The sequence below is a fragment of the Mesorhizobium sp. M0410 genome (assembly GCF_040321435.1).
In the GTDB taxonomy this organism is placed as follows: Bacteria; Pseudomonadota; Alphaproteobacteria; order Rhizobiales; family Rhizobiaceae; genus Mesorhizobium.
In genome coordinates this window covers 104,810-122,034 of sequence record NZ_JAMYRN010000011.1, presented here as the reverse complement: position 1 = coordinate 122,034, position 17,225 = coordinate 104,810, and the positions used below count along the sequence as shown (strand labels likewise).

The following is a 17,225-nucleotide window of genomic DNA, read 5'->3' as shown; positions in this document are numbered from 1 at the left end:
TTCTTCCCGAAGGTTCAGCACGTGCTGTTGGCAGGCAAACGGTTGGAGCCGGTGGGCGGTTGCGTCGGGCATCCAAAATCGCCACATCATGTTGACCTTCCATCTACTGGAAGGTCTATTTCCTCTGACAAAGGAGATTTCCGCCATGAACATCGGTATCGCATCCGAAAAATCCGGCCTGCCGTCCAAGACGATCCGTTATTACGAGGACATCGGGCTCTTGCATCCGGCCCGGACAGACAATGGCTATCGCGATTACTCGACGGCCGATATTCACCGGCTGCGCTTCCTGCAGCGCTCGCGAAGCCTGGGGTTTTCGGTCGACGAATGCCGCCAGTTGCTCTCGCTGTACCAGGACAGGGAACGTGACAGCGCCGACGTGAAGGCGATCGCGAAAGCCAAGCTGGTGGAGATCGACAGGAAGATCGCCGAACTGGTCGGATTGCGCGGCTTGCTCCACCATCTGGTCAGTCACTGCCACGGCGACGAGCGGCCGGATTGCCCGATCATCGACGAGCTGGCAGGACAAGGCGTCGCCCAGTGAGGTGGATTGAAAATCGGAGCGGCTGACGTGCGAACTTCGCTGTCATGCCGGCTTGTGCTGCCGCACGACCTTCCATTCATGCCAGATCAGCACCATGACGACAGCATCGAATACGGTCAGGACAAGCAGGCCGAACGAATGGGTGTAGGAGTAGCGGTAGACTTGATAGAACATAAATGCGCCCAGCGCCGCAAGCGATGCCAGATACGACCACAGCTTGCCTCTCAAAAGCCCGACAACGAGCAGCAGTTTTATCAGGCCGTGGCTAAGCAGGTAGAAGGCATAAAACTCCTTGCTGGCGACGGAAAAGTGGCTTGCCATCTGCGACAGATAGCCAGCTATGAAATCGTTCGGATCTTCGATCAATTCCTCTTGGGTGAATGTATTGACCCAGGAGGCAATGGCGTCGGTGGTGACGACATAAAGCAGGATCCCGCCCACGCATTCGATCAGGGCATGCGCCCCTTTAAGCCAGATGCTGAGCTCGAAAATCTGATGGATGCGGCGTTCGTCTACTGCTTTCACAAAATTCACCTTGCGATCGACAACAGCGGAAACGAGAAACGATGGATGCAGCCCTAACCCACTGGATCAACGCGGCAGCCGGGATCAGCCCTTTTCTTGATAAGGCAATGATCGCCGTCTCACAAATCGGCGTTCCGCTGATGGTGCTGGCTGTTGCCCTGCAATGGTGGGCAAAGGCCGACCGCTACCATGTGCGCCATGCTGCCTTGTCCGCCGGCTTGGCGTTCCTGCTCGGTCTGGCGATCAATCAGTTCATTTTGCTATTCGTCCACCGGCTGCGGCCCTACGATGCCGGCGTGACGCATCTGCTGATTGCGCCCAGCGCCGACTGGTCGTTTCCCTCCGACCACGCGACAGCCAGCTTTGCGGTTGTTGCGGCTCTTGCAATGCAAGGTCTGCCGCGCCGGACGCTGGCCCTCTCCATCATGGCATTGCTGATCTGCTGGTCGAGAATTTATATCGGCACCCACTATCTCACCGACGTGATAGGCGGTGCCATCACTGGCGTCTTAGGTGCCGTTGTGGTCCGATTGGCCTATCGCGAGAACTCCCGACTGGACAGTCTGGTCACAAGAATTCTCTAGCTCCTTATGTGCCAACGATGAGACGAGCAGCTATCATAGCGGTCCTGTCGCTTGCCTGCGTCTCTGTCGTGCTCGCCGCCGCCCATTCGGGTCGTGATGCGGTCATCGAGGCTCGCCAGGCCTCGATGAAGGAAATGGCCGCGGCGGCAAAGGCGATCGCTGGGATGTTCGACGGCAAGCAGGCGTACGACGCCGCAGCCTTCAAGGCGGCGGCCGAGACCATCCGCGCCCGCACCGGCCGTGCCCTGATTGCCGAATTCCCCAGCGCGACATTGGGCGCGCCTTCAGGCGCCAAGCCGGATATCGACCCCGCCCGCGCGGAGTTCGAAGAGCTGGCTCGCCACATCGGGACGCTGGCCAGCGCCTTGGCCTCCGACGCCGAGCGGGCGCCGCCGCGCATCACCGACGACATGAGAATGGGTTCCGGCCTGGCGATGGGCGGTGGCAGCCTGCTTGGCAAGCGACCATCACTCGCGGAAGCCGATCCCACTAAATTGCCGGCGGAGCACCTCCTGCATCTCATCTTGCAGGATTGCTCGAGCTGCCATTCGAAATTCCGGCAAAAGGTCGAGTGATAGCGTCAGCTCCGCTGCAGCTGACCCGCCATGAAATTGCGCCAGCCGCCGAAATGCGAAATCTCCTTTGCATCGGTGAGGCCGGCACTTTCGACGAGGAAGCCTTTCGGCGAAGTTCCGTCATCAAGCAGAAGCGTCCCGATGCCGAGCGGCGGCGGGATCGCGGCGACGAAGCGCCCGAACGCTTGTGGCGAGAGCCGCCAGACTTCGACCTCGATCGCTGCCCCCTTGCCATTGCAGATCCGTTCGAGCCCCGGTCGCGGCACCGACTGGCCGGCAAGCGCGTAAAGCCGGTAGAGCGGCGCCGTTCTTGCCCCCCGGGCGAAAATCGCGCCGAGCTGCTGCAACTGGCCGTTCAGCGCCATCCCCGATAGATGCGCGCCGACCACGGCCAGCTCGATCGTGCCCTCGTCCACGTCGACGCGAACATCGCCACGCGGCGGCAGCGGCCAGCCTGTAGCGCCCAGCGCAAGGCCGCTTGCCGCATGGACATCCTGCGCAAGCGACGCCGTCAGATGGTCCTTGCCCGCCGCGGCAAGCAAGGTGACGCTCATCGGCAAACCGTCGCTGCGTGTTCCGGTCGGCACGGCGATGCCGCACATGTCGAGCAGATTGACGAAGTTGGTGTAGGTGCCGAGCCGGCTGTTGGTGACGATCGGATCGGCGAGAACCGCCTCGACTGTGTAGTGGGTCGGCGCGGTCGGCACACAGAATAGGTCGACCGAGGCGATGACCGGCGCAAGCCTGGCCTTGTAGCCTTGCAAGGCATAGAGCCCGTTGAAGGCGTCCGCGGCGGAAAGTTTTCGCGCACCGCCGATGATCTGCCGCGTCACCGGATGCATGGCCGCCTCGTTGGCTTCCATGAAGTCCTTGATCGCGGCGTAACGCTCCGCCACCCAGGCGCCCTCGTAAAGCAGATTGGCGGTGGCGTAGAAATCGCCGAACGGGATTTCGACCAGCCTGCAGCCCAGCTCTTCCAGCGCGGCAAGAGCGGCCTCGAAGCCCGCCTGCATCGCCTGGTCGCCGAAGAACGTCCAGTCGGCCCCGGCCGGCACGCCGACCGTCAGCACCGGCGGGCGCGCGGCAAGGGCCTGAATGGCGAAGTCGCGCGAATAGGGATCGGCGTTGTCCTTTGCCGCCGCGATCTCGAACACCCTGTAGGCGTCGTCGACGGTGAGCGCGAACACCGAGACGCAGTCTAGTGTCCGGCAGGCCGGCACGACGCCGGCGGCCGACAGCGCGCCGACGCTCGGCTTCAGCCCGATAATGTTGTTGAGGCCGGCGGGTATGCGCCCCGAGCCGGCGGTGTCGGTGCCGAGCGCGAACGAGACGATGCCGCGTGCCGTCGCCACGGCCGAGCCGCAAGACGAGCCGCCTGGCACCAGTTTTGGATCAATCGCGTTCCTCGGGATCGGATAGGGCGTGCGCACGCCGACGAGGCCGGTGGCGAACTGGTCGAGATTGCTCTTGCCGACGACCAGCGCGCCGGCGGCCTTGAGGCGTGCGACGACGTTGGCGTCTCTTACCGGCAAGTAGGCATATTCCGCACATGCTGCCGTCGTCGGCATGCCGGCGACATCGATGTTGTCCTTGACCGCGAATGGTACGCCCCACAGCGGCTTTGACACGGGGTCGAACGGGCCGAGCTTTTCTGCTTCGGCAAGCATCTCCGCCCTGCTCGCCAGATGAATGAAGATGCCCGGATCGTCGGCTGTCGCGAGCCGCGCATGGATCGTATCGATCACCTCGCCGACGGCGGCGCCGGCCTGATAGGCGGCGTGCAAGCTCGCTATATCGAAGCGGATGTCGCTCATTTGGCCTCGTCCAGAATGACTACCGGCAGGTTCCACTGGATGAGTACGACGCAGCCGTCTTTTGTCCACACCGAATGCTCGGTTCCGACCGGGTTCAGGATCACGCTGCCCGCGGCATAATCGCCGTTCTCGTCGCTCTGTGTGCCTTCCAGCACGATGATCGTTTCCAGCCCGGCATGGCGATGACGCGGCACGCCGGCGCCCGCCCGGTAGTTCAGGATCGCCACCGACGGTTCCGTCGGTCCGCCCTTGAGCAGCCAATGCACCGTAATGCCATCGCGGAAATGCTCGAACGGCAGGTCGCGCCAGCCCCCTTGAATGAGAGCCCGGTATGCAATGTTAGGCATTGGAAATTCCCTCGAGCACCTGATCGGTCGTTGCGGTCCAGCCGACGATGGCGCCCTGCGCCCTGATCATGGCCAGCGCTGCCGCCTTGAACTCGGGAAAATAGCTCTCCGTCGCATCGTCGGCGAGCAGGCAATCATAGCCGCGGTCGTTGGCCTCGCGCATCGTCGTCTGCACGCAGACCTCCGTCGTCACTCCGGCAAAGACCAATTGCTGTGCGCCGAGCCGCTTTAGGTCGTCGCCGAAGGTGGTGGCATAGAATGCGCCCTTGCCGGGTTTTTCGATGACGATCTCGCCAGGCAGTGGCGCAAGTTCATCGAGGATCGCCGTTCCCGGCTCGCCCACGATCAGCAGGCGACCCATCGGCCCGACGTCGCCGATCCGTATCGATGGGTTGCCGCGGTTGCGCTTGGCCGGCGGCAGATCCGAAAGGTCTGCCTTGTGGCACTCCATCGTGTGGATCACCGGCAGGCCGGCGGTGCGGAACCCCTCGATCAGCCTCTTCACCGTCGGCACAATCGCCGTGACCCGGCTGACGTCGTTGCCGAGGCTGGCGCCGAAGCCGCCCGGCTCGGCGAAATCGCGCTGCATGTCGATGACGACCAGCGCCATCGTCTCAGGCTTGAAGGCAAACGGAAACGGCAGCGCCTCGATCTCCGCCATCAATGATGTCCCGCCATGTGCTCGCCAATCGTCTGCACGCTCGCCTGCGCGATCGGCGTCTCGTAGACCAGCGCACCGTCGGACATGACGAAGATGCGGTCCGAAAGTTCAAGCAGTTCGTCGAGGTCCTCCGACATCAGAAGCACCGCGGCGCCGGCATTGCGCGCCTTCATGATACGGGCGCGGATTTCGGCCACGGCGGAGAAGTCGAGGCCGAAACACGGGTTGGAGACGATCAGAAGATCGACTTCGCCGGTCAGCTCGCGCGCCAGCACCGCGCGCTGCACATTGCCGCCCGACAGCGACGAAATCGGCGAAGCGAGCGAGGCGGTCTTGACCTTGAACTGTTCAACCAGACGCGCCGCGTAGTCCCTGATCGCGCTCATCCTGATCCAGCTGACCGGCTTGCCGGCCTCGTCGAGGTCGAAGGTCCGGAAGGCCATGTTTTCCGCGACCGTCATCTTCGGTGCGCAGGCATTGCGCAACGGTTCCTCCGGAATGAAGCGGACATTGAGCGTGCGCGCCTCGCTGCGGCTGGCGCCATAGGGCGAGCCCTTCACCAGAATGTCGCCGGCATTGCGCGCCCGCTGTCCGGCAAGGACTTCGAGAAACTCCTTCTGGCCGTTGCCGGAAATGCCGGCAACGCCGACGATCTCGCCGGACTTAACATCGAGTTCGCCGATGTCGATGGTTTTCAAGCCGGTGCGGTCGGGCGCCTTTAGCGACTTCACCGTAAGCACCTGCCGGGCTCCAGCCGGCACCGGAGCACGACTGTCGAGCGCTGAAATCGGCTGGTCGCCGATCATCATCGCCGCCATCTGCTTGTGGGAAAGGTCGGAGACCTTCCCGGTTCCGGTCAGTCTGCCCTTGCGCAGCACTGTGATGTCGTCGGCAAACGCCGTCACCTCGTGGAATTTATGCGAGATCATCAGCACCGTAAGGTCGCCGCTCCTTGTCATGTCGCGCACCAGCCCAAGCACCTCCTGCGCTTCGCCGGGAGTGAGCACCGAGGTCGGCTCGTCGAGCACCAGGAAACTGCGGCCGAGATAGAGCTGCTTGATGATTTCGAGCTTCTGCTTCTCGCCGGCCGCGAGTTCGGCCACCTTGACGTCGAGCGGCAGCTTGAACGGCATACGCTGCATGAATTGCGCAAGTGCGGCGCGCTCTTTGCGCCAGTCGATGACCCCGGGCACCTTCTCGCGCGAAATAACCAGATTCTCCGCGCCGGTCAGCGACGGGACGAGCGTGAAATGCTGATAGACCATGCCGAGCCCTAGCGCCGAAGCGTCCTTGGGACTGGCGATCGCGACCTCGCGGCCTTCGACCAGCATGTCGCCGGCGGTCGGGTGATAAAAACCCATCATGCATTTGACCAGCGTCGACTTGCCGGCGCCGTTTTCGCCGAGCAGCGCATGGAACGATCCCGCCGGCACCTTTATCGAGACGTCGTCCAGCGCGGTGAAGGCGCCGAAGCGCATGGTCATGCCGATGGTCTCGACGCCGACGGCTTTCTTGGCTCCGCTCAAGATCGTGTCCTCACGGCAGCTGCGCGACGAAGGATGCCGAGTTCGACACCGCGCCGAACACGCCGCCCTGCATCTTGATCATCTTGATCGCGGCAAGATGGTTGCCGTAATCGGTCGCGCCGCAGCAATCCTCCAGCATCACGCATTCGAAGCCGCGATCGTTGGCCTCGCGCATCGTCGTGTGGACGCAGACATCGGTGGTGATGCCGGTCAGCACGATGTTTTCGATGCCGCGCTGGTGCAGGATCAGTTCGAGGTCGGTGGCGCAGAACGAGCCCTTGCCCGGCTTGTCGATGATCGGTTCGCCCACCGCCGGATAGAGGTCGGGGATGATGTCCCAGCCGGGTTCGCCGCGCACCAGGATGCGCCCGCATGGTCCGGGGTCGCCGATGCCGGCATTGATGCGGCGCGAGCGCCAGCGCTTGTTGGCCGGCAGGTCGGCGAGATCGGGCCGGTGGCCCTCGCGCGTGTGGATGATGGTGTAGCCCTTGGCCCGCATGGCTGCGAGCACCGACTTGATCGGCTCGATCGGCGCCCGCACCAGCGAAAGATCGTAGCCCATATGATCGACATAGCCGCCCGGCCCGCAGAAATCGGTCTGCATGTCGATGATGATCAGCGCCGTATTGTCTGGCCGCAGCTCGCCATTATAGGGCCATGGATAGGGATCGGCATCGATGTAGCGCTGGGTGATCTCGGCTCTGGCGTTCATCGGAAAAACTCCAGTTATTTGGTGATCGACAATTCGCCCGGCGCGCCGGCAAGCGAGCGGCTCGGCGACGAGGTGGCGATCATGATGATGAGCGTGAGGATGTAAGGCGCGGCGTAGAAGAGATAGTAGCCCTGCGTCACCCCGACCGATTGCAGTGCCGGGCCCAGCGCGCCCGCACCGCCGAACAATAGTGCCGCGGCAAAGCAGCCGAGCGGATTCCAGCGCGCGAAGATGACCAGCGCCACCGCCATCAGCCCCTGCCCCGACGAGATGCGTTCGGTCCAGCTGCCGGGATAGTAGAGCGACAGATAGGCGCCGCCGATGCCGGCGAGCGCACCGCCGACACCTGTCGCAAGCAGGCGCACGGTGTTGGGATTGAGGCCCATGGCGCGCGCCGCATCGGAGCTGTCGCCGACGACGCGCACGATCAGGCCGGCACGCGTGTTGCGGAAGGCCCACCACAGGAACACGGCAAGTGCCGCACCGATCAGGAACAGGATGTTGACGTTGAGCGCCGCCTGCACCTGCGGAATATCCGACCAGCCACCGAAGGCGATGGCCGGCAGGTCTGGTGCCGAGGGCTGGATGAACGGCTTGCCGAAGAAGAAGGCGAGACCGGAGCCGAACAGCATCAGCGCGATACCGATGGCGATGTCGTTCACCCCGCGGAATTTGCAGATCCAGCCGTGGAACAAGCCGAAGCAAAGACCGGCACCTGCGGCGGCCAACAGGCCGAGCCATGGCGAGCCGGTCATCACCGCGACGGCGTAGGCGGTCATGGCACCGAAGACCAGCGTGCCTTCGAGGCCGAGATTGATGCGGCCGGAGCGCTCGGTGATGGCTTCGCCAAGCGAGACGAAGACGAAGGGCGTCGAAACGCGGATGGCGCCGCCGAGAATGGCGAGCGGCACGCCCCACAGGCCGATCTCGGTCGCGTCCATCAGGAGCCCCTCTTCCACAGATCGGGATTGAAGACCTTGAAGCGGCCGTAAAAAGTTTCACTGAACAGGATGACGACGAAGAGCATGCCTTGCAGCACCAGCACGGTGGCGTCGGGCAGGTCCATGCGGCGCTGGATCAGCCCGCCGGAAGCGCCGATGCCGCCGAGCAGGAAAGCGACCGGGATGATGGCGAGCGGATTGTGGCGGGCGAGGAAGGCGACGAGGATGCCGGTATAACCATAGCCGGCGGCGAGCGAGGCGTTGGCGCTGCCTTGCGCGGCGCCGACCTCCAGCATGCCGGCCAGCCCGGCAAAGCCGCCGGCGAGCCCGGTGAAGCCGACGATCAGCGGCCCGACGGCAAGCCCCTGCACCTGGGCCGCCCTGACATTGCCGCCGGCAATGCGGGCGGCAAATCCCCAGCGCGTCTTTTCGATCAGCAGCCAGGACAGGACGCAGGCGACGATACCGAGCATAAGGCCCCAGTGCACGTCCATGCCTGGAATGTTGCCGATGCGGTAGGCATCCGCCAGCGGCTCGGTCGAGGGTTTGTTGAGCGAGGCCGGATCGCGCAGCGGCCCTTCGACCAGATGGTTCATCACCGCGATGGCGATATAGGCCATCAGCAGGCTGGAGATGGTTTCGTTGACGGCGCGGTAGTGGCGGAGTGCGCCGACGGCACCGACCCAGATGCCGCCGGCGACCACGCCCGCCGCGCCCATCAGCAGGATGACCAGAAAAGCCGGCGCGCCATTCACTGCCACGCCGATGGCGGCGGCGGCAACACCGCCCAGCACGATCGCGCCTTCGCCGCCGATGACGACAAGGCCAAGTCGTGCCGGCAGCGCCACGCAGAGCGCTGCCAATAAAAGCGGTGCTGCCCGCGACAGCGAGTTCTGGATCGAGAACCACGAGCCGAAGCCGCCACGCCACATCGTCTCGTAGAGTTGCACCGGCGATTTGCCGACCAGCGCGATGAACACGCTGAACAGCGCCATGCCGACGATCAGCGCCGCGAGCGGTATGACGAAGGCTTCCGCCCGCCGCGCCGCCCATTCGAGCGCCGCCGGATAATTCCTGGCGCCAAACAGCGCCGGTGCGCCCGCAGTGCCGACCGTGTCTGCCATGGCCCCGTCTCCGATCCGGTTCAGGCGGTCGAACCGACGACGCCCTCGACCAGGTAGTCCATGCTTTCGAGTTCGAGCGCGGTCTCGACGAAGGCTTGGCCCTCGGTCGCGACGACGACGCCCTTGTTGCTCTTCAGCGGACCCTTGATGACGGAAAATCCGCCTTTCATCATTTCGGCCAGCGTGCCGTCGAACTGCTTGCGGGCGGCATCGCCGACGGCGGGGCCGAGCGGGCTCATCTTGACGAAGCCGTCGGCCAGGCCGCCGCGCGTGAAATTGGGCAGCGGGGTGCCGGCCACCAGATCGTCGACGAACATCTTGTAGACCTTGGCCCAGTTCCATTCCGCGCCGGTCAGGTATTTCTCCGGCGCCAGCGGGCTCTGGTTGGCATGATAGCCGCAGACGAAGGCGCCACGCCCGGCCGCCGTCTCGACCACCACCTTGGGGCTGTCGACGTGACAGGTGATGACGTCGGCACCCTGGTCAACCAGCGCATTGGTGGCCTCCGCCTCCTTGACCGCCAGCGACCACTCGCCGGTGAAGATCGCCTGGCAGGTGATGGTCGGGTCGACCGAGCGCGCGCCGAGCAGGAAGGAATTGATGTTGAGCAGCACCTGCGGGATCGGCTTTGCCGCGACGAAGCCGAGCTTCTTGGTCTTGCTGGTGTGACCGGCGACGACACCGTTCAGATACTGGCCCATGCCGATATAGCCAAAATAGGAACCGGCATTCATCGGATGCTTGTCCTTGTTCCACATGCCGCCGCAATGGCGGAACTGCACGTCGGGGAATTTCGCGCACATGGCCAGCATGTGCGGATCGAAATAGCCGAACGAGGTCGGGAAGATCAGCGACGCACCGTCGAGATTGATCATCGATTCCATCGTCTTCTGGACGTCGACGGTCTCAGGCACGTTCTCCTCTTCGACCACGGAAATGCCTTCAATCCCCTTCAGCGTGGCAGCGCCTTCGGCATGCGCCTGGTTGTAGCCGTAATCGTCCTTTGGCCCGACATAGATGAAGCCGACCGTGGCCGTCGCGGCGAAGGCCCTGCTGATCGGAAACGACGCGGACGCAAGACCTAGCGCCGCTCCGACGGCGGAGGTCTTGAGCAGCTCGCGACGGCTAAGCATGAATCTCTCGGACATTGAATGCTCCCTCTATGGGGCCTTTGGGGCCGGTTAACACCTCAATGAGAGAAGTGTATGCAATCAGCGTGCCAGTTTCAGAAATTGGATTTATTCAGCAATATCAATGAGTGCGTGGATGTGGACTGCACAAAGCCAGAGCAATTGCATACACTTTTTGCCTTCAAAATCGTCAATTTGACATGAAGGCTAAAACATAGGCATAAGCTGCAGAGGAAATTGAAGCCGGTGAGTGGCTTGCGGCTCTAGCGAAAAGACTGGACGGAGGAGACGTGTCGGGAAAGCGCAATTTGATCAGGTCGGGCACGACCGTCGATCAGATGGTGAGGGCGATCAGCGACCGGATCGTCACCGGTTTCCTGCGTCCCGGCGAAAAACTCGACGAAGCCTCGCTCGCCGCCCGCTTCGACGTCTCACGCACGCCGATCAGGGAAGCGCTAAGCCGGCTCAGTGCCATGGGACTGGTCGAAAGGCGGCCGAACCGCGGCGCCACCGTCGCCGTGGTGACGCAGGAGCACCTCGCCTCGATGTTCGAGAGCATGGCCGAGCTTGAAGCGATCTGCGCGCGCTTCTCGGCCGAGCGCATGACGGCGGGCGAGCGCCGCACGCTGGAGGCCGAGCACCAGGCCTCGGCGCGCTTGGTGCAGCTCGGTGCCGAAGAAGAGTATGAGCTTTTCAACACCGAATTCCACACCCGGCTCTATTGCGGCGCCCACAGCAAGCACATTTATGAACTGACCGTCATGACCCGCGGCCGCCTGGCGCCGTTCCGGCGCGCGCAGTTCATGCTGCCCGGCCGGCTGGCCCAGTCATGGCAGGAGCATGACGCCATCGTCACCGCAATCATGCGCGGCGACAGTACGGCCGCCGGAATAGCCGCCAAGGATCATGTCTCGATCGTCAGCGAGGCGAGCGCCGTCTTTGCCCTCGGCGATCGCCCCAAAGGCAAGGCCGAGCCGGTCCCGACATCGGCTTCCTAGAGCATTTGCAGCCAAGGGAATCACTTGGCGTCGCAGAAAATGCGGCTAAACAAACAGATAGAGCGGGATGGCCGTTGAACGCATCCCGCTCTAGCCCTCAATCGACCAGCACGGCGACCACGGCAGCGCAGTCGCCGGCCTTGACCAGCCCCGGAAAATGCCGCGCCGCCAACAGACCGGACATTTTGGCCCGGATCTCCTGCGGAGCGCCGCCGGTGCGGCCTATGGAATGGATACGTGCCAGCACCTGGTTCTCTGCCACTGGCTCGCCGAGATCGATCATCGTTTCGATCATCCCGTCGTCCTCGGCGAACGAGAAGCAATCGCCGGACGGCATGTCGAGCCAGCGGGTTGGCTGCATCTCGACCGCGCCGGCGACGATGCTGGCATGGCGCAAGACGTTGAGCACGCCGCGCCGCGCGATCCGCACCGTTTCGGCGCGCGAAGTCCCACCGCCGCCGAGCTCGGTGGTGATGAACAGCTTGCCCATCTCTTCGGCGGCAGTGTCGAACATGCCGACCGCATCGATCTCCAGCATCTTCATCGACCACGGTGCGGAGAACGCTTCGACCGCAGCGAATCCTTTCTCCTCCAATATTTTGTCCGGCCGAATGTGGGCGGCGCAGAACGGCACGAAGTCGAGCGTCTTGCCGCCGGAGTGGAAATCGAGCGCGATGTCCGTACGGGGCAGAAGCTCGCGCTGGAAATAATCGGCGATCTTCTCGGTCACCGTGCCGTCGGGCCGGCCGGGAAAGCTGCGGTTGAGATTGCCCTTGTCGATAGGCGAGGTGCGCGTGCCGGCGCGGAACGCCGGATAGTTCATCGCCGGCACGATGATGACCGTGCCGCTGACTTGCTTCGGGTCGAGCGTTCGGGCGAGATCGAAGAGCGCCAGCGGCCCCTCATACTCGTCGCCATGATTGCCGCCGGTGAGCAGTGCGCTCGGCCCGTTGCCGTTGCTGATGACGCAGATCGGGATCATCACCGATCCCCAGGCGGAATCGTCGCGGCTGTAAGGCAGGCGCAGGAAACCGTGCTGAACCCCGTCGCGCTCGAAATCGACGGTCGGCGTGATCGGCGACGGGCGAAGGCTGGACATCGGGCTCAATTCTTCACCACCAGCTTGCGCGGCACATTCGCCAGGCACTCGACGCCTGTCTCGGTGATCAGGATGGATTCGGTGATTTCCAAGCCCATCGTCTCCAGCCACAGGCCGGTCATGAAATGGAAGGTCATGCCGGGCTTCAACTCGGTGCGGTCGCCTGGGCGCAGGCTCATCGTGCGTTCGCCCCAGTCAGGCGGATAGCTAAGCCCGATCGGGTAGCCGGTGCGGTTGTCCTTGACGATGCCGTATCTCTTCAGCACCGCGAAGAAGGCGTTGGCGATGTCCTCGCATGTGTTGCCGGGCTTGGCGGCGGCAAGTCCCGCCTCCATGCCTTCCAGCGTCGCCTTTTCGGCGTCGAGGAACTCCTGCGTCGGCTTGCCGAGGAAAACGGTGCGCGACAGCGGGCAGTGATAGCGGTTGTAGCAGCCGGCGATCTCGAAGAAGGTACCCTCGCCCGATTTCATCGGCCGGTCGTCCCAGGTCAGGTGCGGCGCCGATGCGTCGGCGCCCGACGGCAGCAGCGGCACGATCGCCGGATAGTCGCCGCCGACGCCGTCGACGCCGCGCGTGCCGGCATCGTAGATCTCGGCGACCAGGTCGCATTTGCGCATGCCGACTTCGATCTTGTCGACGATGCGCTGGTGCATCGCTTCGACGATGCGGGCGGCTTTGCGCATGTAGTCGATTTCGGTCGGGCTCTTCACCGCGCGCTGCCAGTTGACCAGCGCCGTGGCATCGACGAAGCGGGCATTGGGCAAGTGCTTCTGCAGCGATGCGAAGGCAGCGGCGGAGAACCAGTAATTATCCATCTCGACACCGATGCTGAGCTTCCCCCAGCCGCGATCGGAGAGCACGCCGGACAGAAAATCCATCGGATGGCGCTCGGTCGACTGCACGTAGTTGTCGGCATAGCCGACGATGTTGTCGTGCGTGAGGTAGGCGGTGCGCTTGGCGCCGTTGGCGTCCTGGCCGCGCCCGTACCACACCGGCTCGCCCGACGGCGGCACGATCACGGCCTGGTGCACATAGAACGACCAGCCGTCATAGCCGGTCAGCCAGGCCATGTTGGACGGATCGCTGACAATCAGCAGATCGACGCCCTTGGCCTCCATCGCCTTCCGCGTCTTGGCGAGGCGCTCCGCATATTCGCCGCGCGAGAATTTCAAATTTGGCTGCATTGTTCTTGGTCCTCGTTTGTTGGGCCTTGCGGCCAGCATCAGCTTTCGAAAATCGTACCGGTCTTGGCCGCACGCGCACGGTCGCGGGCGAGCGTGGCGATTGCCGTGTCCTGCACGCCTGTGCCCGTCAGATCGGCAATGGTGATGTCGCTGTCCGAGCGCCGGCCATGCCTTTCGCCGGCGATGATATGGCCAAGCTCGGTGATCTCGGCATCGGCCGCCATCACGCCCGCCGCGATGGCATGGTGCAGTTCGCCCAGGCGCCGCGTCTGCTTGGCGCTGTCAGCAACGTAGAGATCGGCCATGCGCAGGATCGCCGGCGCGATCTCGTTCTTGTGCTCGGCATCCGAGCCCATCGCAGTGATATGCTGGCCGGCGGAGACGAAGCCGGGCTTGATCAGCGGCTCGGTCGACGGCGTCGTGGTGACGATGATGTCGGCATCGGCTGCAGCCTCTGCCGCGTCGCGCTCGGCGTGAACGGCGATGCCCAGTCTTTCGGACAATGCGTCTGCCGCGGCTTCGGCCTTGGCGGCATCCCTTGCCCAGATGCGGGCTTCCGTGATTGGCCGTACCAGCATCAGCGCCTCTAGCTGCAGTCCGGCCTGAACACCGGCGCCGAAGATCGCGGCGACGGAGGAGTCCGCCCGCGACAGATGTTTGGCGGCGACCGCACCGGCGGCAGCGGTGCGGATGTCGGTGAGATAGCCATTGTCGAGCAGCAGCGCCTCGACCAATCCGGTTTTGGACGACAGCAGCACCATCATGCCGTTGACGCTGGGCAGGCCGAGCTTCGGATTGTCGAAGAAACCTGGGCTGATCTTGATCGCAAAACCGTCGATGCCCGGCACGTAGGCGGTCTTGACGTCGACCTCGCCGCGATGCTCTGGAATGTCCAGCCGCAGGATTGGCGGCATCGCCACCGGCAAGGTAGCGAGCGCCCGAAACGCGTTCTCGACGCAGGCGACGGCATCGAGATCGAGCTTCACGATCTTGCGCAATTCGGCTTCGGTGAGGATCGTCATCCGGCTCATGCTGCGCTCTCCGCAATTGCTTCGCCGCAGATGATCTTGCGGTGCAGTGTCATATCGATGTTGCGGCCGGACAGCACGAGCACCGTCGGGCCGCTCGCCCTGACCTTGCCGGCAAGCACGGCTGCGATGCCGACCGCGCCGGCGCCTTCGACGATCTCGCGCTCCTGTTCATAGGCATGGCGGATGCCGGTGGCGATCTCGTCCTCGCTGAGCAGGATCACATCGTCGAGCAGGTCGCGGCACATGGAAAAGGTCAGCCGGTTGTCGAGGCCGATGCCGCCGCCGAGCGAGTCCGCCAGCGTCGGCAGTTCCTCGACCAGCACCGGGTGCCCGGCGTCGAGGCTCGCCTTCATCGCCGCACCGCGCGCCATCGAGACGCCGACGACCTTCGTTGCCGGGCTGACGCCCTTGACGGCAGCGGCAACGCCAGCCGCCAGCCCACCGCCAGACAGCGGCACCAGCACAAGGGCGGCATCAGGAACCTGTTCGATGATCTCCAGCCCGAGCGTGCCTTGCCCGGCGACAATGGCAGGATGGTCGAAGGGCGGCAGCATGATCAGCCCCTCTTCCGCGACCAGCCGTTCGACCTCCTGCTGCGCATCGTCCTGGCTGTTGCCGACGATGCGGATCTCGGCGCCGAGCCGACGGATCTCGTCCAGCTTGTTCTGCGGCACCAGCCGCGACATGCAGATCGTCGCGCGGATGCCTTGCAGTTGTGCGGCATAGGCAAGCGCCCGGCCGTGGTTGCCGGTCGAGGCGGCGACGACGCCGCGCGCCTTCTCCTCTTCTGTCAGCGAAGCGATAGCGTTCGAGGCACCGCGCAGCTTGAAGGCGCCGGTGGTCTGCCGATGTTCGAGCTTGAGATAAACAGGAGCGTCCAAGTGCTGGGAAAGACTCCGGGAAGGAACGGTCGGCGTACGCTCGATCTTGTCTGCGATACGCTCGCGCGCGGCGCGGATATCGGGGAGGCTTATCTGGGAAGCGGTCATGGCTCATCAATCAGTTCAACGGCAGCGTCATCAGACGGCCGAATTCAGGGCGCGGCTCGTCGTCGTCGCAAAGCCGCAGGCAATTCCAGGCCGTCGCCTGGTTGCTGGTGACGACGGGGCGGCCGATAGCCTCTTCCATGCCGACAACTGCCGCCGCCGACCGCAGCGCCGTGCAGGACACGAACAGCGCGTCGGCCTGCGAGGCCATCGCATCACGGGCCAGATCGACCAAGGATTTCGGCGCAATCCGCGCCATCTCGCGATCATCCTCGAAGCCGAGGCAAGTGAAGCTGGCGATTTCGAAACCATGCTCGGTGAAATAGGCCACCATCGGTCGGCTGGTCTCGACCGTATAGGGAGTGAGGATGCTGACCGTCCTGGCGCCCAGCGCCTTCAGGCCGCGCACCCCGGCCATCGGCGGCGTGACCACCGGCACGCCGGGCTTGGCGGCCTGCACCGCCGCCTCGATTTCGGCATCGCCGATCACGACGGAGGCCGAGGTGCAGGAATAGCAGATCGCATCGAGCGGCTCGTCGGGCAGGATGAGGGCCGCCCCCGCCGTCAGTGACGGCTGCATCTTGCGCAAATTGTCCGGCGTCGTCGGATTGGCGTAGGGGATGCGCGCGACATAGACGCCGATGCGGTCGCTTGCCACCATGCGGCGAAAATCCGGTTCGCTGGTATGGTCGGTGGCAAGGATGATCAGGCCGACCCGCTTTTCCAGCGGACGCGCATCGAGCGGCGGCCGGACCGAGCGCAGGCGGATATCGGGTGCAGCGCTCATCGTTCGATCCGCCCATAACGGTGTTCCAACCAGCGCAGCAGCACCACCGAGAACAGGCTGATGGCGAGGAAGAAGGCGCCGACCAAGGTGATCGGTTCGATATACCGATAATAGGTGTTGGCGACGCTCTTGGCCTGGTTCATCAGTTCCAGCACGGTGATCGCCGACAGCAGCGGCGTCTCTTTGAACATGGCGATGAAATAATTGGCAAGCGCCGGGATCATCGGCGGGATCGCCTGCGGAATGATGATGTGCGTCCAGGTCTGCGTGGCATTCAGATTGCAGGCCTTGGCCGCTTCCCATTGGCCGCGCGGCACATTGTCGATGCCGGCGCGGTAGACCTCGGCCGTGTAAGTGCCGTAATGCAGTCCGAGACCGATGACGCCCGCCACCAACGGCGGCAACAGGACGCCGAAATCCGGCAGCACGTAGAAGATGAAATAGAGCTGCACCAACAGCGGCGTGCCACGGATGAACTCGGCAACGAAACCGACGGTGCGCGACAGGGCCCGGTTCGGCGAACGGCGCGCCAACGCAATGCCCAGCCCGACGACGGCCGCCAGCACCGAGCCGAGCAGCGTCGCCAGGATGGTGATCTTCACCCCCTCGATCAGCGTCGGCAGGATCTGCCGGACAAAATCCCAATCCCATTCCATT

19 protein-coding genes are annotated in these 17,225 nt (G+C 63.9%); 4 read left to right on the top strand and 15 right to left on the bottom strand.

Annotated elements, in window-relative coordinates; translation table 11 throughout:
- Nucleotides 1–145 precede the first annotated feature (145 nt).
- On the top strand, nucleotides 146–544 hold the full coding sequence (gene cueR, locus NKI63_RS18300) for a Cu(I)-responsive transcriptional regulator (RefSeq protein WP_352452335.1): 399 nt from the start codon (nucleotides 146–148) through the stop codon (nucleotides 542–544).
- Nucleotides 545–586: 42 nt separating this feature from the next.
- Here cueR and NKI63_RS18295 read toward each other — a convergent pair whose 3' ends face one another.
- Complete coding sequence (locus NKI63_RS18295) at nucleotides 587–1,069, bottom strand: DUF2127 domain-containing protein (protein WP_352822670.1); 483 nt, start codon at nucleotides 1,067–1,069, stop codon at nucleotides 587–589.
- Between the two features lie 41 nt (nucleotides 1,070–1,110).
- On the opposite strand from NKI63_RS18295, the gene NKI63_RS18290 reads away from it, so the two are divergent.
- On the top strand, nucleotides 1,111–1,653 hold the full coding sequence (locus tag NKI63_RS18290) for a phosphatase PAP2 family protein (protein WP_352507104.1): 543 nt from the start codon (nucleotides 1,111–1,113) through the stop codon (nucleotides 1,651–1,653).
- Between the two features lie 17 nt (nucleotides 1,654–1,670).
- The gene (locus NKI63_RS18285) at nucleotides 1,671–2,228 is read left to right on the top strand and encodes a cytochrome c (protein WP_352507103.1); all 558 of its coding nucleotides are present in this window, start codon (nucleotides 1,671–1,673) and stop codon (nucleotides 2,226–2,228) included.
- A gap of 5 nt (nucleotides 2,229–2,233) precedes the next feature.
- On the opposite strand, the gene atzF is transcribed toward NKI63_RS18285, so the two are convergent.
- Genes atzF through NKI63_RS18245 form a run of 8 tightly spaced genes read right to left on the bottom strand, consistent with a single transcriptional unit; the run spans nucleotide 2,234 to nucleotide 10,501 of the window.
- A complete protein-coding gene (atzF, locus tag NKI63_RS18280; protein ID WP_352507102.1) occupies nucleotides 2,234–4,042 on the bottom strand; it encodes an allophanate hydrolase in 1,809 nt (602 codons plus the stop codon).
- The gene (locus NKI63_RS18275) at nucleotides 4,039–4,389 is read right to left on the bottom strand and encodes a cupin domain-containing protein (RefSeq protein WP_352475666.1); all 351 of its coding nucleotides are present in this window, start codon (nucleotides 4,387–4,389) and stop codon (nucleotides 4,039–4,041) included. Before NKI63_RS18275 ends, atzF begins: the two co-directional genes overlap by 4 nt.
- Nucleotides 4,382–5,050, bottom strand: a complete 669-nt coding sequence (locus tag NKI63_RS18270; RefSeq protein ID WP_352507101.1) for a cysteine hydrolase family protein — start codon at nucleotides 5,048–5,050, stop codon at nucleotides 4,382–4,384. The genes NKI63_RS18275 and NKI63_RS18270 overlap by 8 nt, the downstream gene beginning before the upstream one ends.
- Complete coding sequence (locus NKI63_RS18265) at nucleotides 5,050–6,534, bottom strand: ABC transporter ATP-binding protein (protein ID WP_352689630.1); 1,485 nt, start codon at nucleotides 6,532–6,534, stop codon at nucleotides 5,050–5,052. Before NKI63_RS18265 ends, NKI63_RS18270 begins: the two co-directional genes overlap by 1 nt.
- A gap of 52 nt (nucleotides 6,535–6,586) precedes the next feature.
- Nucleotides 6,587–7,288, bottom strand: a complete 702-nt coding sequence (biuH, locus tag NKI63_RS18260) for a biuret amidohydrolase (RefSeq protein WP_254819471.1) — start codon at nucleotides 7,286–7,288, stop codon at nucleotides 6,587–6,589.
- Nucleotides 7,289–7,302: 14 nt separating this feature from the next.
- Nucleotides 7,303–8,229 (bottom strand): ABC transporter permease, encoded by a 927-nt coding sequence (locus tag NKI63_RS18255; protein ID WP_352507100.1) that lies wholly within the window; start codon nucleotides 8,227–8,229, stop codon nucleotides 7,303–7,305.
- Nucleotides 8,229–9,353, bottom strand: a complete 1,125-nt coding sequence (locus NKI63_RS18250) for an ABC transporter permease (protein ID WP_352822664.1) — start codon at nucleotides 9,351–9,353, stop codon at nucleotides 8,229–8,231. Before NKI63_RS18250 ends, NKI63_RS18255 begins: the two co-directional genes overlap by 1 nt.
- 20 nt (nucleotides 9,354–9,373) lie before the next feature.
- Nucleotides 9,374–10,501 (bottom strand): BMP family ABC transporter substrate-binding protein, encoded by a 1,128-nt coding sequence (locus tag NKI63_RS18245; RefSeq protein WP_352822661.1) that lies wholly within the window; start codon nucleotides 10,499–10,501, stop codon nucleotides 9,374–9,376.
- 320 nt (nucleotides 10,502–10,821) lie between these two features.
- Between NKI63_RS18245 and NKI63_RS18240 the strand changes: the two genes are divergently transcribed.
- Nucleotides 10,822–11,481 carry a GntR family transcriptional regulator gene (locus NKI63_RS18240; RefSeq protein WP_352822763.1) on the top strand — a complete coding sequence of 220 codons (660 nt, stop codon included), beginning with the start codon at nucleotides 10,822–10,824 and terminating at the stop codon, nucleotides 11,479–11,481.
- A 97-nt stretch (nucleotides 11,482–11,578) separates the two neighbouring features.
- Here the strand turns inward: NKI63_RS18240 and doeB are convergent, their stop codons facing one another.
- From doeB to ehuD, 6 genes are read right to left on the bottom strand one after another with little or no spacing between them, the layout of a single operon-like run.
- Nucleotides 11,579–12,580, bottom strand: coding sequence for a N(2)-acetyl-L-2,4-diaminobutanoate deacetylase DoeB (gene doeB, locus NKI63_RS18235; RefSeq protein ID WP_352822658.1), 1,002 nt, complete (start codon nucleotides 12,578–12,580; stop codon nucleotides 11,579–11,581).
- A 5-nt stretch (nucleotides 12,581–12,585) separates the two neighbouring features.
- Nucleotides 12,586–13,764, bottom strand: a complete 1,179-nt coding sequence (gene doeA, locus NKI63_RS18230; RefSeq protein ID WP_352822655.1) for an ectoine hydrolase DoeA — start codon at nucleotides 13,762–13,764, stop codon at nucleotides 12,586–12,588.
- A gap of 38 nt (nucleotides 13,765–13,802) precedes the next feature.
- Nucleotides 13,803–14,795, bottom strand: coding sequence for a cyclodeaminase (locus tag NKI63_RS18225; RefSeq protein WP_352822653.1), 993 nt, complete (start codon nucleotides 14,793–14,795; stop codon nucleotides 13,803–13,805).
- Nucleotides 14,792–15,784 carry a hydroxyectoine utilization dehydratase EutB gene (gene eutB, locus NKI63_RS18220; RefSeq protein WP_352822651.1) on the bottom strand — a complete coding sequence of 331 codons (993 nt, stop codon included), beginning with the start codon at nucleotides 15,782–15,784 and terminating at the stop codon, nucleotides 14,792–14,794. Before eutB ends, NKI63_RS18225 begins: the two co-directional genes overlap by 4 nt.
- A gap of 10 nt (nucleotides 15,785–15,794) precedes the next feature.
- Nucleotides 15,795–16,568 (bottom strand): ectoine utilization protein EutA, encoded by a 774-nt coding sequence (gene eutA / locus NKI63_RS18215; protein WP_352822648.1) that lies wholly within the window; start codon nucleotides 16,566–16,568, stop codon nucleotides 15,795–15,797.
- Entirely contained in the window at nucleotides 16,565–17,224 is a 660-nt protein-coding gene (gene ehuD, locus NKI63_RS18210) for an ectoine/hydroxyectoine ABC transporter permease subunit EhuD (RefSeq protein WP_254819480.1), read from the bottom strand. The genes eutA and ehuD overlap by 4 nt, the downstream gene beginning before the upstream one ends.
- Nucleotide 17,225: the final 1 nt, after the last annotated feature.

Excerpts from the sequence above, each read along its gene's own strand:
- NKI63_RS18270 (WP_352507101.1), bottom strand. The coding sequence starts at position 5,050 with ATGGCGGAGATCGAGGCGCTGCCGTTTCCGTTTGCCTTCAAGCCTGAG.
- NKI63_RS18265 (WP_352689630.1), bottom strand. The coding sequence starts at position 6,534 with ATGACCATGCGCTTCGGCGCCTTCACCGCGCTGGACGACGTCTCGATA.
- NKI63_RS18290 (WP_352507104.1), top strand. The coding sequence starts at position 1,111 with ATGGATGCAGCCCTAACCCACTGGATCAACGCGGCAGCCGGGATCAGC.
- doeB (WP_352822658.1), bottom strand. The coding sequence starts at position 12,580 with ATGTCCAGCCTTCGCCCGTCGCCGATCACGCCGACCGTCGATTTCGAG.
- NKI63_RS18285 (WP_352507103.1), top strand. The coding sequence starts at position 1,671 with ATGAGACGAGCAGCTATCATAGCGGTCCTGTCGCTTGCCTGCGTCTCT.
- NKI63_RS18275 (WP_352475666.1), bottom strand. The coding sequence starts at position 4,389 with ATGCCTAACATTGCATACCGGGCTCTCATTCAAGGGGGCTGGCGCGAC.
- cueR (WP_352452335.1), top strand. The coding sequence starts at position 146 with ATGAACATCGGTATCGCATCCGAAAAATCCGGCCTGCCGTCCAAGACG.
- eutA (WP_352822648.1), bottom strand. The coding sequence starts at position 16,568 with ATGAGCGCTGCACCCGATATCCGCCTGCGCTCGGTCCGGCCGCCGCTC.
- eutB (WP_352822651.1), bottom strand. The coding sequence starts at position 15,784 with ATGACCGCTTCCCAGATAAGCCTCCCCGATATCCGCGCCGCGCGCGAG.
- NKI63_RS18240 (WP_352822763.1), top strand. The coding sequence starts at position 10,822 with ATGGTGAGGGCGATCAGCGACCGGATCGTCACCGGTTTCCTGCGTCCC.
- ehuD (WP_254819480.1), bottom strand. The coding sequence starts at position 17,224 with ATGGAATGGGATTGGGATTTTGTCCGGCAGATCCTGCCGACGCTGATC.
- atzF (WP_352507102.1), bottom strand. The coding sequence starts at position 4,042 with ATGAGCGACATCCGCTTCGATATAGCGAGCTTGCACGCCGCCTATCAG.
- doeA (WP_352822655.1), bottom strand. The coding sequence starts at position 13,764 with ATGCAGCCAAATTTGAAATTCTCGCGCGGCGAATATGCGGAGCGCCTC.
- NKI63_RS18250 (WP_352822664.1), bottom strand. The coding sequence starts at position 9,353 with ATGGCAGACACGGTCGGCACTGCGGGCGCACCGGCGCTGTTTGGCGCC.
- NKI63_RS18245 (WP_352822661.1), bottom strand. The coding sequence starts at position 10,501 with ATGTCCGAGAGATTCATGCTTAGCCGTCGCGAGCTGCTCAAGACCTCC.
- NKI63_RS18255 (WP_352507100.1), bottom strand. The coding sequence starts at position 8,229 with ATGGACGCGACCGAGATCGGCCTGTGGGGCGTGCCGCTCGCCATTCTC.
- biuH (WP_254819471.1), bottom strand. The coding sequence starts at position 7,288 with ATGAACGCCAGAGCCGAGATCACCCAGCGCTACATCGATGCCGATCCC.
- NKI63_RS18225 (WP_352822653.1), bottom strand. The coding sequence starts at position 14,795 with ATGAGCCGGATGACGATCCTCACCGAAGCCGAATTGCGCAAGATCGTG.